At 66.8% G+C, this 12,979-nt stretch carries 10 protein-coding genes; 6 read left to right on the top strand and 4 right to left on the bottom strand.

Annotated elements, in window-relative coordinates:
- Nucleotides 1-88 precede the first annotated feature (88 nt).
- Nucleotides 89-1,930 carry a dihydroxy-acid dehydratase gene (gene ilvD, locus DAT37_RS29100; protein WP_109528080.1) on the bottom strand — a complete coding sequence of 614 codons (1,842 nt, stop codon included), beginning with the start codon at nucleotides 1,928-1,930 and terminating at the stop codon, nucleotides 89-91.
- A 402-nt stretch (nucleotides 1,931-2,332) separates the two neighbouring features.
- A complete protein-coding gene (locus DAT37_RS29095) occupies nucleotides 2,333-2,887 on the bottom strand; it encodes a PH domain-containing protein (protein ID WP_232840062.1) in 555 nt (184 codons plus the stop codon).
- 388 nt (nucleotides 2,888-3,275) lie between these two features.
- On the opposite strand from DAT37_RS29095, the gene DAT37_RS29090 reads away from it, so the two are divergent.
- The 3 genes from DAT37_RS29090 to ilvC all read left to right on the top strand — a co-directional run bounded on the left by DAT37_RS29090 (nucleotide 3,276) and on the right by ilvC (nucleotide 6,950).
- Complete coding sequence (locus DAT37_RS29090) at nucleotides 3,276-5,207, top strand: acetolactate synthase large subunit (protein WP_109528078.1); 1,932 nt, start codon at nucleotides 3,276-3,278, stop codon at nucleotides 5,205-5,207.
- Nucleotides 5,204-5,707, top strand: coding sequence for an acetolactate synthase small subunit (ilvN, locus tag DAT37_RS29085; RefSeq protein ID WP_040708923.1), 504 nt, complete (start codon nucleotides 5,204-5,206; stop codon nucleotides 5,705-5,707). The genes DAT37_RS29090 and ilvN overlap by 4 nt, the downstream gene beginning before the upstream one ends.
- A gap of 241 nt (nucleotides 5,708-5,948) precedes the next feature.
- On the top strand, nucleotides 5,949-6,950 hold the full coding sequence (ilvC, locus tag DAT37_RS29080; RefSeq protein ID WP_198654520.1) for a ketol-acid reductoisomerase: 1,002 nt from the start codon (nucleotides 5,949-5,951) through the stop codon (nucleotides 6,948-6,950).
- 57 nt (nucleotides 6,951-7,007) lie between these two features.
- Here ilvC and DAT37_RS29075 read toward each other — a convergent pair whose 3' ends face one another.
- Nucleotides 7,008-7,319, bottom strand: coding sequence for a hypothetical protein (locus DAT37_RS29075; protein WP_157978767.1), 312 nt, complete (start codon nucleotides 7,317-7,319; stop codon nucleotides 7,008-7,010).
- A gap of 416 nt (nucleotides 7,320-7,735) precedes the next feature.
- Here DAT37_RS29075 and DAT37_RS29070 point away from each other — a divergent pair, with 416 nt between their 5' ends.
- From DAT37_RS29070 to DAT37_RS29060, 3 genes are all read left to right on the top strand, one after another.
- Nucleotides 7,736-9,097 (top strand): DUF2252 domain-containing protein, encoded by a 1,362-nt coding sequence (locus DAT37_RS29070; protein ID WP_109528541.1) that lies wholly within the window; start codon nucleotides 7,736-7,738, stop codon nucleotides 9,095-9,097.
- Between the two features lie 57 nt (nucleotides 9,098-9,154).
- The gene (locus tag DAT37_RS29065; protein ID WP_109528075.1) at nucleotides 9,155-10,039 is read left to right on the top strand and encodes an AAA family ATPase; all 885 of its coding nucleotides are present in this window, start codon (nucleotides 9,155-9,157) and stop codon (nucleotides 10,037-10,039) included.
- A gap of 172 nt (nucleotides 10,040-10,211) precedes the next feature.
- Nucleotides 10,212-11,582 (top strand): vWA domain-containing protein, encoded by a 1,371-nt coding sequence (locus DAT37_RS29060; protein ID WP_109528540.1) that lies wholly within the window; start codon nucleotides 10,212-10,214, stop codon nucleotides 11,580-11,582.
- A gap of 48 nt (nucleotides 11,583-11,630) precedes the next feature.
- Here DAT37_RS29060 and DAT37_RS29055 read toward each other — a convergent pair whose 3' ends face one another.
- Nucleotides 11,631-12,920 carry an IS256 family transposase gene (locus DAT37_RS29055; RefSeq protein WP_109528074.1) on the bottom strand — a complete coding sequence of 430 codons (1,290 nt, stop codon included), beginning with the start codon at nucleotides 12,918-12,920 and terminating at the stop codon, nucleotides 11,631-11,633.
- Between the last annotated feature and the right edge of the window lie 59 nt (nucleotides 12,921-12,979).

Raw genomic sequence — 12,979 nt, 5'->3', positions numbered from 1 at the left:
GTGACCTCGGAAGAGTCCGCGCGGACAGCGGCGCCCCTCGAATCCGCGAAGGATCGAGGGGCGCCGTCGTTTTCGGGTATCGCGGGCTTTACGGAACGCGCCGCACCGCGCCCTTGTCCGCCGAGGTGGCGAGCGCGGCGTAGGCGCGTAGCGCCGTGGTCACGGTGCGCTCGCGGTCCAACGGCTGCCAGGGCCGTTCGGACGCTTCCATTTTCGCGCGACGCTCGGCCAGTACGGCGTCGTCCACGAGCACCTCGAGGGTGCGGCTGGCGACATCGATGCGGATCTGATCGCCGCTGTTGACCAGACCGATCACACCGCCGCTCGCCGCCTCCGGCGAGATGTGCCCGATCGACAACCCGGAGGTGCCGCCGGAGAAACGTCCGTCGGTGATCAGCGCGCACACCTTGCCGAGACCCGCGCCCTTCAGGAACGCGGTGGGGTGCAACATCTCCTGCATACCGGGACCGCCGGAAGGGCCCTCGTAGCGCACGACGATCACATCGCCCGGCTTGATCTTCTTGCCCAGGATCGCCGAGACCGCCTCCTCCTGCGACTCGACCACCACGGCCGGGCCCTGGAAGGAGAACAGATCCTCGTCGATGCCCGCGGTCTTGAGGATCGCGCCGTCGGGAGCGATGTTGCCGCGCAACACGACCAGGCCGCCCTCCACGGTGTAGGCGTGCTCCTTGTCGCGGATGCAGCCGCCCGCGGCGTCGGTGTCCAGTGAGGACCAGCGGTTCTCGGTCGAGAACGGTTCCACGGTCCGCACCCCGCCCGGTGCGGCGTGGAACAGTTCGATCGCTTCCTCGGAGGCCTTGCCGGAGCGGATATCCCAGGTATCGAGCCATTCGTCGAAGCTCGGTGTGTGCACCGTGCTCACGTCGGTCTCCAGCAGCCCGGCCCGGCGCAGTTCGCCCAGGATCGCGGGGATGCCACCGGCGCGGTGCACGTCCTCCATGTGGTAGTCCGAATTCGGCGACACCTTGGACAGGCACGGCACGCGACGGCTGATCTCGTCGATGGTCTCGAGATCGAAGTCGACCTCGCCCTCCTGAGCGGCGGCCAGGGTGTGCAGCACAGTGTTGGTCGATCCGCCCATCGCCACGTCCAGCGCCATCGCGTTGCGGAAGGCCTTGGCGTTGGCGACATTGCGCGGCAGCACCGACGCGTCGTCGTCGCGGTACCAGCGGGTGGCGATATCGACGACGACCGTGCCCGCCCGCTCGAACAGCGCGCGGCGCGCGGCGTGGGTGGCCAGCGTGGAACCGTTGCCGGGCAACGCGAGTCCGAGCGCCTCGGTGAGGCAGTTCATGGAGTTGGCGGTGAACATGCCCGAGCAGGAACCACAGGTCGGGCACGCGCTGCGCTCGACCTCGGACAGCCCGTCCTCGGAGACGTCCGGATTGGCGCTGGCCGAGATCGCGGTGATGAGGTCGGTCGGCGCCTGCGCGACACCGCCGACGACGACCGCCTTACCGGCTTCCATCGGACCGCCGGAGACGAACACGGCCGGGATGTTGAGCCGCATCGCGGCGTTGAGCATGCCGGGGGTGATCTTGTCGCAGTTGGAGATGCACACCAGCGCGTCGGCGGTATGGGCGTTGGCCATGTATTCGACCGAGTCGGCGATGATCTCGCGTGAGGGCAGCGAGTACAGCATGCCGCCGTGACCCATGGCGATGCCGTCGTCGACCGCGATGGTGTGGAATTCGCGCGGAACGCCGCCGGCGGCACGCACCGCGGCGGCGACGATCTCACCGACATCCTTCAGGTGCACGTGGCCGGGGACGAACTGGGTGTAGGAGTTCGCGATGGCGACGATCGGCTTACCGAAATCGGAGTCGGTCATACCGGTGGCCCGCCACAGGGCGCGGGCTCCGGCGGCGTTGCGGCCGATGGTGGTTGTGCGTGAACGAAGCGGTGGCATGGAAGGTCCTCGATGGGTCGCGGGGGGCTGATGTGCGACAGCGCGGCGCCGGCTCGCCGGCCACCCCACGGTACTCCCGGCGGGCCCGCTCACCGTCGGCGGGAGCCGGGGGAGACGGGCGGTCACGAGTGTCGCGTGGGAGTGGTTTCGCGGTGGTCACCGCCGTTCGGTATGCCCGGCCTACCGTGCTGTCGTCGGGCTTTCGGTGTCGCCGCGAGGGTTGTCGTCGGCGCGGGCGGTGTCATCGGGGAGGTGTCGGTCCCGAAACCGTCTCGGCGGCGCGCGATTCGGAGTGTGTCACCGGAATGCGCGCCGATGTGCGCAGCGTCACCAGTCTATCGCGGCGAGGATGTGGCTCTCGCCACTCGTGTCATCCGTCACACGAAAGCGTGCGTGTCGCCGTCAGTCTCGCTCGTCCGCGACTTTTTCGGGCGCCTCGGACTCGGTCTCCCGAGCCGCTTTCCCGGCGGCTTCCTCCTCCGCTTTCTCGGCGGCCGCGCGCTCGGCCCAGGCCCGTTCCTCGGCTTCCTCCGCCGCGGTGAACAGGTCGGGAATCCGTCCGTCGGAGGCGACGATCAGGTCCCGGAGTCGGTCGTAGCTCACCGCGGGCAACGTCACCTCCGAACCGTCGGTCAGGCGCGCCCGGACGAAGCCGCGCTTGGGAATCCGCAGCCCTTCGACCTGTGCCCAGTCCAGATGCCGCGACCCGAACACGGTGCGCGGATCGAGCCCGGACTCCGACACGGTGGTCTGTGTGCGCAGCACCCAGACACCCACGGCTACCGGCAGCAACATCAGCCACCAGAGGAAGGCGGGCGCGCCGACGAAGAAGAAGAAAGTGCCGAGCAGCAGCACGACCACGCCGAGAAACGCCAGGCGCGGGGTCCTGATGACCTTCGCGGCGGGTGCGGGTCGGTCGTGCTCGGTCGAACTACCCGTATCCGATCCCTCGGGCACGGTGTGGGACGATTCAGAAGGTGGCACGGACTGATGCGGTGATGACACACCACCATCCTCGCATCCTGGTGAACGGACACAAGCAACCGCACTGTCCCACATAATGGGACGCACTGGGTCATCTGTTTGACTCATCGGTTCACGCCCGCTTAACGTCGTGCGCGTGAATCGAAACCAGTTGCTCGTACTCGGCCGGCGCGTCCAGCGTTGAGCCTGACTGCCTGAGTCGAATACGTCAGCTCGCGTTACGACGCGCCACCCTCGTTCAGCCCTGTGCTGACGGGGGCTTTTTTGTGTTCGGGCGAAAGTCCGACCGTGTTTGTCGGTCATGTCGAATTGATCAGCATTTGTCCGGGGTCGAGTACGAGAACAGTTAGGAACGAAGACGGTGAGTGCACCAACCGCACGGCCCGGGCCATCGGCCCGCAGGCCTGCGCCCTCGAGTCAGCAAGCCGCGGCAGCGGCCACCACCGCGGCGAACCGCCGCCAGGTCCCGCCCGAGCGGGTCACCGGCGCGCAGTCCGTCGTCCGTGCGCTCGAGGAGCTCGGCGTCGACACCGTATTCGGCATACCCGGCGGCGCGATCCTTCCGGTGTACGACCCGCTCTTCGACTCGACCAAGGTGCGCCACGTGCTGGTGCGCCACGAGCAGGGCGCGGGCCACGCGGCCACCGGTTACGCCCAGGCCACCGGCAAGGTCGGTGTGTGTATGGCCACTTCCGGCCCCGGCGCGACCAACCTGGTGACCCCGATCGCGGACGCCCAGATGGACTCGGTCCCGATCGTGGCCATCACCGGCCAGGTCGGGCGCAGCCTGATCGGCACCGACGCGTTCCAGGAAGCCGATATCTCCGGCATCACCATGCCGGTGACCAAGCACAACTTCCTCATCACCGAGGGCATCGACATCCCGCGCATCATGGCGGAGGCGTTCTACCTGTCGTCGACCGGCCGCCCCGGCGCGGTGCTCGTCGACATTCCCAAGGATGTGTTGCAGGCCCAGACCACCTTCAGCTGGCCGCCGGAGATGAGGCTGCCCGGCTACCGTCCGGTCACCAAACCGCACGGCAAGCAGGTGCGCGAGGCCGCGAGGATGATCCTCGAGGCCAAGCAGCCGGTGCTCTACGTCGGCGGCGGCGTCATCAAGGCCGACGCCTCGCCCCAGCTGCTCGAACTGGCCGAACTGACCGGAATCCCGGTGGTCACCACGCTGATGGCCCGCGGCGCGTTCCCGGACAGCCACGACCTGAACATGGGCATGCCGGGTATGCACGGCACCGTCGGCGCGGTCGCCGCGTTGCAGAAGTCGGATCTGCTGATCACCCTCGGCGCGCGTTTCGACGATCGCGTCACCGGTCAGCTCGACTCCTTCGCGCCGGGCGCCAAGGTCATCCACGCCGATATCGACCCCGCCGAGATCGGCAAGAACCGGCACGCCGACGTGCCGATCGTCGGTGACTGCCGCGAGGTGATCGCCGAATTGATCGAAACGCTCAAATCCGATCCCGCCGGTCCGCCGAAGCTGGATCTGGCCGCCTGGTGGACGTACCTGGACGGCGTCCGCAAGAGCTACCCGCTGGGCTGGAGCACCCCGAGCGACGGTTCGCTGTCACCGGAGTACGTCATCGACGCGCTGGGCAGGCTCGCCGGACCCGACGCCATCTACTGCGCGGGCGTCGGCCAGCACCAGATGTGGGCCGCGCAGTTCATCAAGTACGAGAAGCCGCGCACCTGGCTCAATTCCGGTGGTCTCGGCACCATGGGCTACGCCGTCCCGGCCGCCATGGGCGCCAAGATGGGCGCGCCGGACAAAGAAGTGTGGGCGGTCGACGGTGACGGCTGCTTCCAGATGACCAACCAGGAGTTGGCCACCTGCGCCGTGGAGGGCGTGCCGATCAAGGTCGCGCTGATCAACAACGGCAACCTGGGCATGGTCCGGCAGTGGCAGACCCTGTTCTATCAGGAGCGTTACTCCAACACCGATCTCGGAACGCACACCCTGCGCATCCCCGATTTCGTGAAACTCGCCGAAGCGCTCGGCTGCGTCGGCATCCGGGTGGAGAAGGAAGAGGACGTGGAGGCCGCGATCCGCGAGGCGCAGTCCATCAACGACCGCCCGGTGGTGATCGATTTCATCGTCGGCAAGGACGCCCAGGTGTGGCCGATGGTCGCCGCGGGCACCGGCAACGACGAGATCATGGCCGCGCGTGGCATCCGTCCGCTCTTCGACGAGGACGAGCAGGCCGCCGAGCCCGCGGTCATCCACGAGGCCCTGGCCCAGGGGCAGGCCGCGCAAGAGAAGAACCAGGTGAGCGAATGAGTACGACCCACACCCTGAGCGTTCTCGTCGAGGACAAGCCGGGCGTGCTGGCGAGGGTCGCGAGCCTGTTCTCGCGACGCGGGTTCAATATCGAGTCACTGGCGGTCGGCGGGACCGAACTCCCCGAGATCTCCCGCATGACGATTGTCGTGACCGTCGACGACCTGCCGCTCGAGCAGGTCACCAAACAGCTCAACAAGCTGGTGAACGTCATCAAGATCGTGGAGCAGGACGCCGACGCCTCGGTGGCCCGCGAACTGATCCTGGTGAAGGTGCGTGCCGACGCCAGTGTGCGGACCCAGGTGATCGAGGCCGTGACGCTGTTCCGCGCCAAGGTCATCGACGTGTCCCCCGACGCGCTCACCGTCGAGGCGACCGGAACCCGGTCCAAACTCGACGCACTGCTGCGGATGCTCGAACCGTATGGCATTCGCGAGATCGTGCAGTCCGGCGTGGTGGCCGTCGGTCGTGGGCCGAAGTCCATCACCGCGACACGCTAGGGCGTCGATCACCGCGACGCGCTGGGGCGTCCGCACCACGACGCGCTGGGGCCTGATCGGTCGATCGCGGCCAGCGGCTAGTCTTGGCTGCGATCGACGGTCGGCGCAGCGCGCCTTCCCCGCCGCCGCGGGGATCTGATTTCGATATGTACGTATTGACAACCAATGCACGGCGCAAGCAGCGCGGTGCGCCCCGCCTCGGGCGGGGATCATCCCGGAAGGAACCACAGTGGCAGTCGAGATGTTCTACGACGACGATGCCGATCTGTCGATCATCCAGGGCCGCAAGGTCGCTGTCATCGGCTACGGCAGCCAGGGCCACGCGCATTCGCTGAGCCTGCGCGACTCGGGCGTCGAGGTCCGTGTCGGTCTGGCCGAGGGTTCGAAGTCGCGTCCGAAGGCCGAAGAGGCCGGTCTCACCGTCGGCACCCCCGCCGAGGTCTCGGCCTGGGCCGACGTGATCATGGTGCTCGCGCCCGATACCGCGCAGGCCGCCATCTTCACCAACGACATCGAGCCGAACCTGAAGGACGGCGACGCGCTGTTCTTCGGCCACGGCCTCAACATCCACTTCGGTCTGATCAAGCCCCCGGCCGAGGTCACCATCGGCATGGTCGCGCCCAAGGGCCCCGGCCACCTGGTGCGCCGCCAGTTCGTCGACGGCAAGGGCGTTCCCGCCCTGATCGCCATCGACCAGGACCCCAAGGGCGAGGGCCAGGCGCTCGCGCTGTCCTACGCCAAGGGCATCGGCGGCACCCGCGCCGGCGTCATCAAGACCACCTTCAAGGAAGAGACCGAGACCGACCTGTTCGGTGAGCAGGCCGTGCTCTGCGGTGGCACCGAGGAACTGGTCAAGACCGGTTTCGAGGTCATGGTCGAGGCCGGTTACGCGCCGGAGATGGCCTACTTCGAGGTGCTGCACGAGCTGAAGCTGATCGTCGACCTCATGTACGAGGGCGGCATCGCGCGCATGAACTACTCGGTCTCCGACACCGCCGAATTCGGCGGCTACGTCTCGGGTCCGCGTGTCATCGACGCCGACACGAAGAAGCGGATGCAGGACATCCTCAAGGACATCCAGGACGGCACCTTCGTCAAGCGCCTCGTCGCCAACGTCGAGGGCGGCAACAAGGAGCTCGAGGGTCTGCGCAAGGCCAACGCCGAGCACCCGATCGAGGTCACCGGCGCCAAGCTGCGCAACCTGATGAGCTGGGTCGATCGCCCGATCACCGAAACCGCCTGAGTCACGGCGTCACAGCGCGATGGCCCGCTCCCGATCGGAGCGGGCCATCGGCGTTTCCTAGCTGCTGCCGAACAGGCCGTGCGGGCGGTGCGGGCGGAACGGGTTGTCGAACGGGTCGTGCCGGTCCCAGGGATCGCAGTGGTCGCGCGGTCCGTGCCGCCGGTCGTCCCACAGGTCCGACCAGGGATTGTCGAACAGGTCGCCGTGGCGGCATTCCCGCCTGTCGTGCTTGACCTCGGTGACCTCGGGACCCTGGTCGGCGGACGCGGGCCCGGCCGCGACGGTGACCGGAACCGCGGCGAGCGCGCCCGCGATGGCGAATCCCGCCAGTAGACGGCGGGAGGTGGGGGTTTTTCTCGTCGTGAACAACGTAATACCTTCCAACTTCTCGAAATTCGGCACGTCGCCTGCCTTCGCGGCGTCGTGGCCAGCGGGCGGCGTGGCCGGGAACCGAGGGAGGGAAACCTCGACCGATTCACCGACGCGGCGGCCACCGCACGAACACACTGTGCCGCACCCGGATCGAAAGGTCACCGGTCGTCACTCGATTCCGAAGAAAATTCATCCTTCGGTATGAGACCGGACGCGCCGGGATGGGGCGAAGCCCTGAGAGTGGCTGCCGCGGACGCGAAACCCGTGCCATTCGTGACCGAGCACGGTAGGCCGGCACATCGACCCATCCGGCTAATCATCGGCGAACTGCGTGAATCTCATCCCACCTGGCCTAACACGCCCATTCGATCCACACTCTTGCGATGTCGCATCCACCGGGCAAGACTGAGCGGATGACAGATTCGGTCGGTGTGCTGAACGCTGGTTCCGGGGTCGAGAAGGGGCGCGCGGCCCGCAAACGCGTACCACGTTCGGCCCTCGGGGGCTGGCAGCCACCGAAGAACCGCACCGACCCGATCACCATCCTGGAACGCCAGGCCCGCACCCGGCTTCCCGAACTGGTTCCGATCCGATACGCGCGGATGGTCGCCGAGCCCTTTCCGTTCCTGCGCGGCGGCCCCGCGATCATGGCGGCCGATCTGGCCACCACCGAGAACACCGGACTGAACGTCCAGTTGTGCGGCGACGCGCACCTGTCCAACTTCGGCCTGTTCGCCTCACCCGAACGCGCCCTCGTCTTCGACCTCAACGATTTCGACGAAACCCTGCCCGGCCCGTTCGAATGGGATGTCAAACGGCTCGTCGCCAGTGTCGCCGTCGCCGCGAGGGGTAACGGATACGGCGACGCCAAGGCCGAGCACGCCGCGATGGAAGCCGCGCGCGGATACCGCGAACACATGCTCCGGCTGGCCGAGATGGACGGCATGGCGGTGTGGTACCTCCAGGTCAACGCCGACGCCGTCGCCGAACTGGTGCGCAAGCCCAAGCGGCGGGAAGGAGTCGAGAGAGCGCTGAGCAAGGCCCGTTCGAGGACCAGCCTGCAAGCCTTCGCCAAACTCACCGCGCCGGACGAGAACGGTGTTCCCCGAATCAAGGAGAATCCGCCACTTCTGGTGCGAATCGACGAACCGGAAGCCCTCGATATCAACGCCGTCTTCGCGGCCTACCGCAAAACACTCCCCGAGGAACGCCGGATCCTGCTCGACCGTCACGAACTCGTCGACCTCGCGCTCAAAGTGGTCGGCGTCGGCAGCGTCGGCACCCGATGCTTCGTCGGCCTGATGGCCGACCGCGACACCGGAAGCCCCCTGTTCCTCCAGGTGAAAGAGGCCGAAACCTCGGTCCTCGCACCGCATCTGACCGCGAGCAAATTCAAACACCAGGGCCACCGCGTCGTGCACGGTCAGCGCCTCACGCAGGCCGCGAGCGATATCTTCCTCGGCTGGGCCACCGGCCCCAACGGCCGCTACTTCTACTGGCGGCAACTACGCGATATGAAGGGTTCGGCGGTACTGGAGAACCTGTCGCCCGGCGCGCTGGCCAAATACGCGATGCTGTGCGGTCACACCCTCGCCCGGGCCCACGCCCGGTCCGGCGACCGGATCGCGATCGCGGCGTATCTGGGCGGCGGCGACGCCTTCGACCGGGCCATGGCCGACTTCGCGATGGGCTACGCGGATCAGACGGTGGAAGATCATCGGGGATTGGTCGCGGCGGTCGAGTCGGGGCGAGTGGAGGCGGCTGCGGAATTCTGAACCGCGCGACAAGGCGGGCCGTTCTGCCGCTGAGCCCCCGAACTACACTGGCTACCGATGAGTAAGTTCTTCGATTCGGTAGACGAGGTGATCCAGCGGCTCACCGCCGCGGACTATCTACCGTCCACCGATATCGCCACCGCCGTCTTCCTCGCCGACCGTCTCGGCAAACCCTTGCTGATCGAGGGTCCGGCGGGTGTCGGCAAAACCGAACTCGCCAGGGCCGTGGCGAGCGCCGCGAACGCGGAGATGGTGCGACTGCAGTGCTACGAGGGCATCGATGAAGCGCGTGCCCTCTACGAGTGGAACCACGCCAAACAACTGCTACGCATCACCGCCACGGACGACGAAGGCTGGAACAGCGCCCGCGACCATGTCTTCACCGAGGAGTTCCTCCTCCAACGACCCCTCCTCGCCGCCATCCGCAACCCGAACCCCACCGTGCTGCTCATCGACGAACTCGACAAGGCCGATGTCGAACTCGAGGGCCTGCTGCTCGAGGTGCTCGGCGACTTCCAGGTGAGCATTCCCGAACTGGGCACCATCACCGCGGTCCGGAAACCCGTCGTCATTCTGACGTCCAACGCCGACCGCGATCTCTCCGAGGCATTGAAACGTCGCTGCCTGTACCTGCATATCGACTATCCGACATCCGAATTGGAACGCGCGATCGTGCGTCTGAGAGTTCCGCAGCTGGATTCCGCTACGGCGGCGTCCGCCGTCGAGGTCGTGGGCGCCCTGCGTCGACTGCCACTGCGGAAAGCGCCGTCCATCGCCGAAACCGTGGATTGGGCGCGGACCCTGGTGACGCTGGGGACACGGGGTCTCACCACCGGTGTGGTGCGATCGACGCTGGGAGTGCTGCTCAAATATCAGTCGGACCACCGCATCGCCGTCGAGCGCCTGTCGCTCGACGTCCCGGATCGGGATGATTCGCGATGAGGAATGTGACGATCGGCGGGTCCGCTCGGCTCGACGGTCGACGCCGGAGTATCCGCCGCACCACTTCCGCTTCCCGATCGACCGCACGGTTCACGGCAGCGCCCGCCGCATGTCATCGCGAGCCGTGGTGACCCCGGCACCGCGCCGGACGGGCGGCGTCGACCACGCACCGATGACCGACCGCCTCGTCGATTTCGTCGGCGTCCTGCGCGACTACGGCATCACCGCCGGTCCCAGCGAAACCGTCGACGCCGCCGAAGCGATCCTCGCCCTCGGCCTGACCGACACGCACCGTCTCCGCTCCGGCCTGGCCGCGACCCTGCTGCGCCGCAACGGCCAACGCGCCGTCTTCGACCAACTCTTCGACCTCTACTTCCTCGGCATCGACACCATCGACCCGCACCCACCCGAGCAGCCGGAATCGCTCGAGGCCATACGCGACCGCGTCGTCTCGGTCCTGGCCGACGACGAGCGCACCACCACAACGGAATTGGCCCGCGAAACACTCACCAGACTCGGCGGCTACGGCGGCGCGGGAGCAGGCCCGACCCCGAACCCCGTCGGCACCGGCTCCGGCATGGGCTGGTCCTCCTACCAGACCATGAAAGCCCTGCGCCCCGAAGAACTGATCGACCGCATCGCCGAAACCATGGGCGGCACCGACGAACTCGCCACCGCCGTCCACACCATCGAAGCCGAACGACGCGTCGACGCCTTCCGCGCCACCGTCCGCACCGAGGCCATGCTGCGTTCGGCACAACTGCGCGGCACCGACTACATCGCGCGCCGCGGTGTCGAATCCGCCACCGACCACGTCGACTTCCTCGGCGCCCGCGAACAGGACCTCGCCGAAATGCGCCGTCTGGTCACCCCGTTGGCCCGCAAACTCGCCACCCGCCTCGCCGCCCGTCGCAAGAAATCCGTCCGCGGCCACATCGACATGCGCCGCACCCTGCGCCGTTCCATGGCCACCGGCGGCGTCCCCATCGACCCCGTCCTGCGCGCCCGCAAACACGGACGCCCCGACCTGGTGATCCTCGCCGACCTCTCCGGCTCCGTCACCGGCTTCGCCGAATTCACCCTCCACCTGACCCAAGCCCTGCAAGACCAGTTCTCCCGGGTCCGCAGCTTCGGCTTCGTCGACACCTGCGACGAGATCACCCCCTACTTCACCCCTGGCACCCCACCCGCCCCCGGCATCGCCACCCGAATCATCCGCGAAACCCACGTATCCCGCTTCGGCAGCAGCAACTACGGCGAAGCCTTCCGCGCCTTCACCACCACCCACCTCGAAGCCCTCGGCCCCCGCACCTCCCTGCTCATCCTCGGCGACGCCCGCACCAACCGCACCGACCCGAACCTCGACGCCCTCCACCTGATGCTCGACCGAGCCAAAAACGTGTACTGGCTCAACCCCGAACCCGCCCGCTCCTGGTCCACCGGAGACTCCGCCGCCGCCGTCTACGCCGAGCACGTCACCATGCACGAATGCCGCAACGTCGAACAACTCACCACCGTCATCGGCCGCCTGCTTCCGGTGTGAGCAGCTGTGATGGGACTGTTTCGCCAAGGGTGTTTCCGGCGGTTTGCGTCAGTAGGTTTGGGCGTCGGGCCAGCGGTCGGCGAAGATGATCGCGAAGGCGTTGACGGCGGGTTTCCAGCGCATGGTCCATCGTGCCCGACCCGCCCCGGCCGGGTCCAGTGATCGGGTGACCAGATACAAGCATTTCAGGGCGGCTTGCTCGGTGGGGAAATGACCACGCGCCTTGATCGCCCGCCGATATCGCGCGTTGAGGGACTCGATCGCGTTCGTCGAGCAGATCACCCGGCGTATCTCGATGTCGTAGTCGAGGAATGGAATGAATTCCTCCCACGAATTCTCCCAAAGACGTGTGATCGCAGCATATTTGGTTCCCCACCGCTCGGTGAGTTCGTCCAGCGCCGTCCGGGCTGCTGCGGCGTTGACGGCGGTGTAGATCGGTTTCACATCCCGACGCAACGCGTCCCAGTCCTGACGGCCCGCCAACCGGAACGTGTTACGGATCAAATGAATGATGCAGGTCTGGACCGTGGCCAGCGGCCACACATTGCCGACCGCGTCGGGAAGGCCTTTCAATTCGTCGCAGACCAGGAAGAACACGTCCTTGACCCCGCGGTTGCGGATGTCGGTGAGCACACTGAGCCAGAATTTGGCGCCTTCACCGCCGGTGCCGGCCCACAATCCCAGGATGTCCTTCTCGCCGTTGACCGTGACGCCGATCGCGGCGTAGATCGGTCGGTTGGCGACCTGACCATCACGGACCTTCACGACGATGGCGTCGATGAACACTGCCACATAGACCTCGTCCAGCGGCCGAGCCGACCATTCCTGCATCTCGGCGATCACCTTGTCGGTGATCCGTGAGACTGTTTCCTTCGATACCGAGGCCCCGTAGATCTCGGCGAAATGCGCCGAAATCTCGCCGGTGGTCAAGCCTTTCGCATACAACGACAACACGATCTCGTCCACACCGGTCAGGCGTCGTTGGCGCTTCTTGACGATCTGCGGTTCGAATGTGCCGTCCCTGTCGCGGGGCACCTCGATCGGGACATGACCGGTCGCCTCGGTCAGCACCGTCTTCGAACGAGTCCCGTTACGGACATTGTTCGTTTCCCGCTCGGGCGTGGCCTGGCCCTTGTCGAAGCCGAGGTGCTCGGTCATCTCCTCGTTCAACGCCGTCTCCAGGACGGTCTTGGTGAACTGCTTGAGCAGTCCGTTCGGCCCCGTCAACGACAGACCCTGTTCCTTGGCCACCCGAACCAACTCCTGAGCGGCCAACTCCTCCGCCGAAGCCTCGGTCGGCTTCTTCTTCCTCGTCACGGCATCAAGTGTCGCCATCACGGCACCTTCCCGCTGAGCATCACTCAGCGAATCAGGCCGGAAACACCGATGAATCCACA

The sequence above is a fragment of the Nocardia aurea genome (genome assembly GCF_003123685.1).
In the GTDB taxonomy this organism is placed as follows: domain Bacteria; phylum Actinomycetota; class Actinomycetes; order Mycobacteriales; family Mycobacteriaceae; genus Nocardia; species Nocardia aurea.
The sequence above is the reverse complement of the archived record's forward strand: the minus strand, read 5'-3'. Positions and strand labels throughout refer to the sequence as shown.

Bases quoted from the DNA above. Each gene is read 5' to 3' on its own strand.
- ilvD (WP_109528080.1), bottom strand. From the start codon at position 1,930: ATGCCACCGCTTCGTTCACGCACAACCACCATCGGCCGCAACGCCGCC.
- ilvN (WP_040708923.1), top strand. From the start codon at position 5,204: ATGAGTACGACCCACACCCTGAGCGTTCTCGTCGAGGACAAGCCGGGC.
- ilvC (WP_198654520.1), top strand. From the start codon at position 5,949: ATGTTCTACGACGACGATGCCGATCTGTCGATCATCCAGGGCCGCAAG.
- DAT37_RS29070 (WP_109528541.1), top strand. From the start codon at position 7,736: ATGACAGATTCGGTCGGTGTGCTGAACGCTGGTTCCGGGGTCGAGAAG.
- DAT37_RS29065 (WP_109528075.1), top strand. From the start codon at position 9,155: ATGAGTAAGTTCTTCGATTCGGTAGACGAGGTGATCCAGCGGCTCACC.
- DAT37_RS29060 (WP_109528540.1), top strand. From the start codon at position 10,212: ATGACCGACCGCCTCGTCGATTTCGTCGGCGTCCTGCGCGACTACGGC.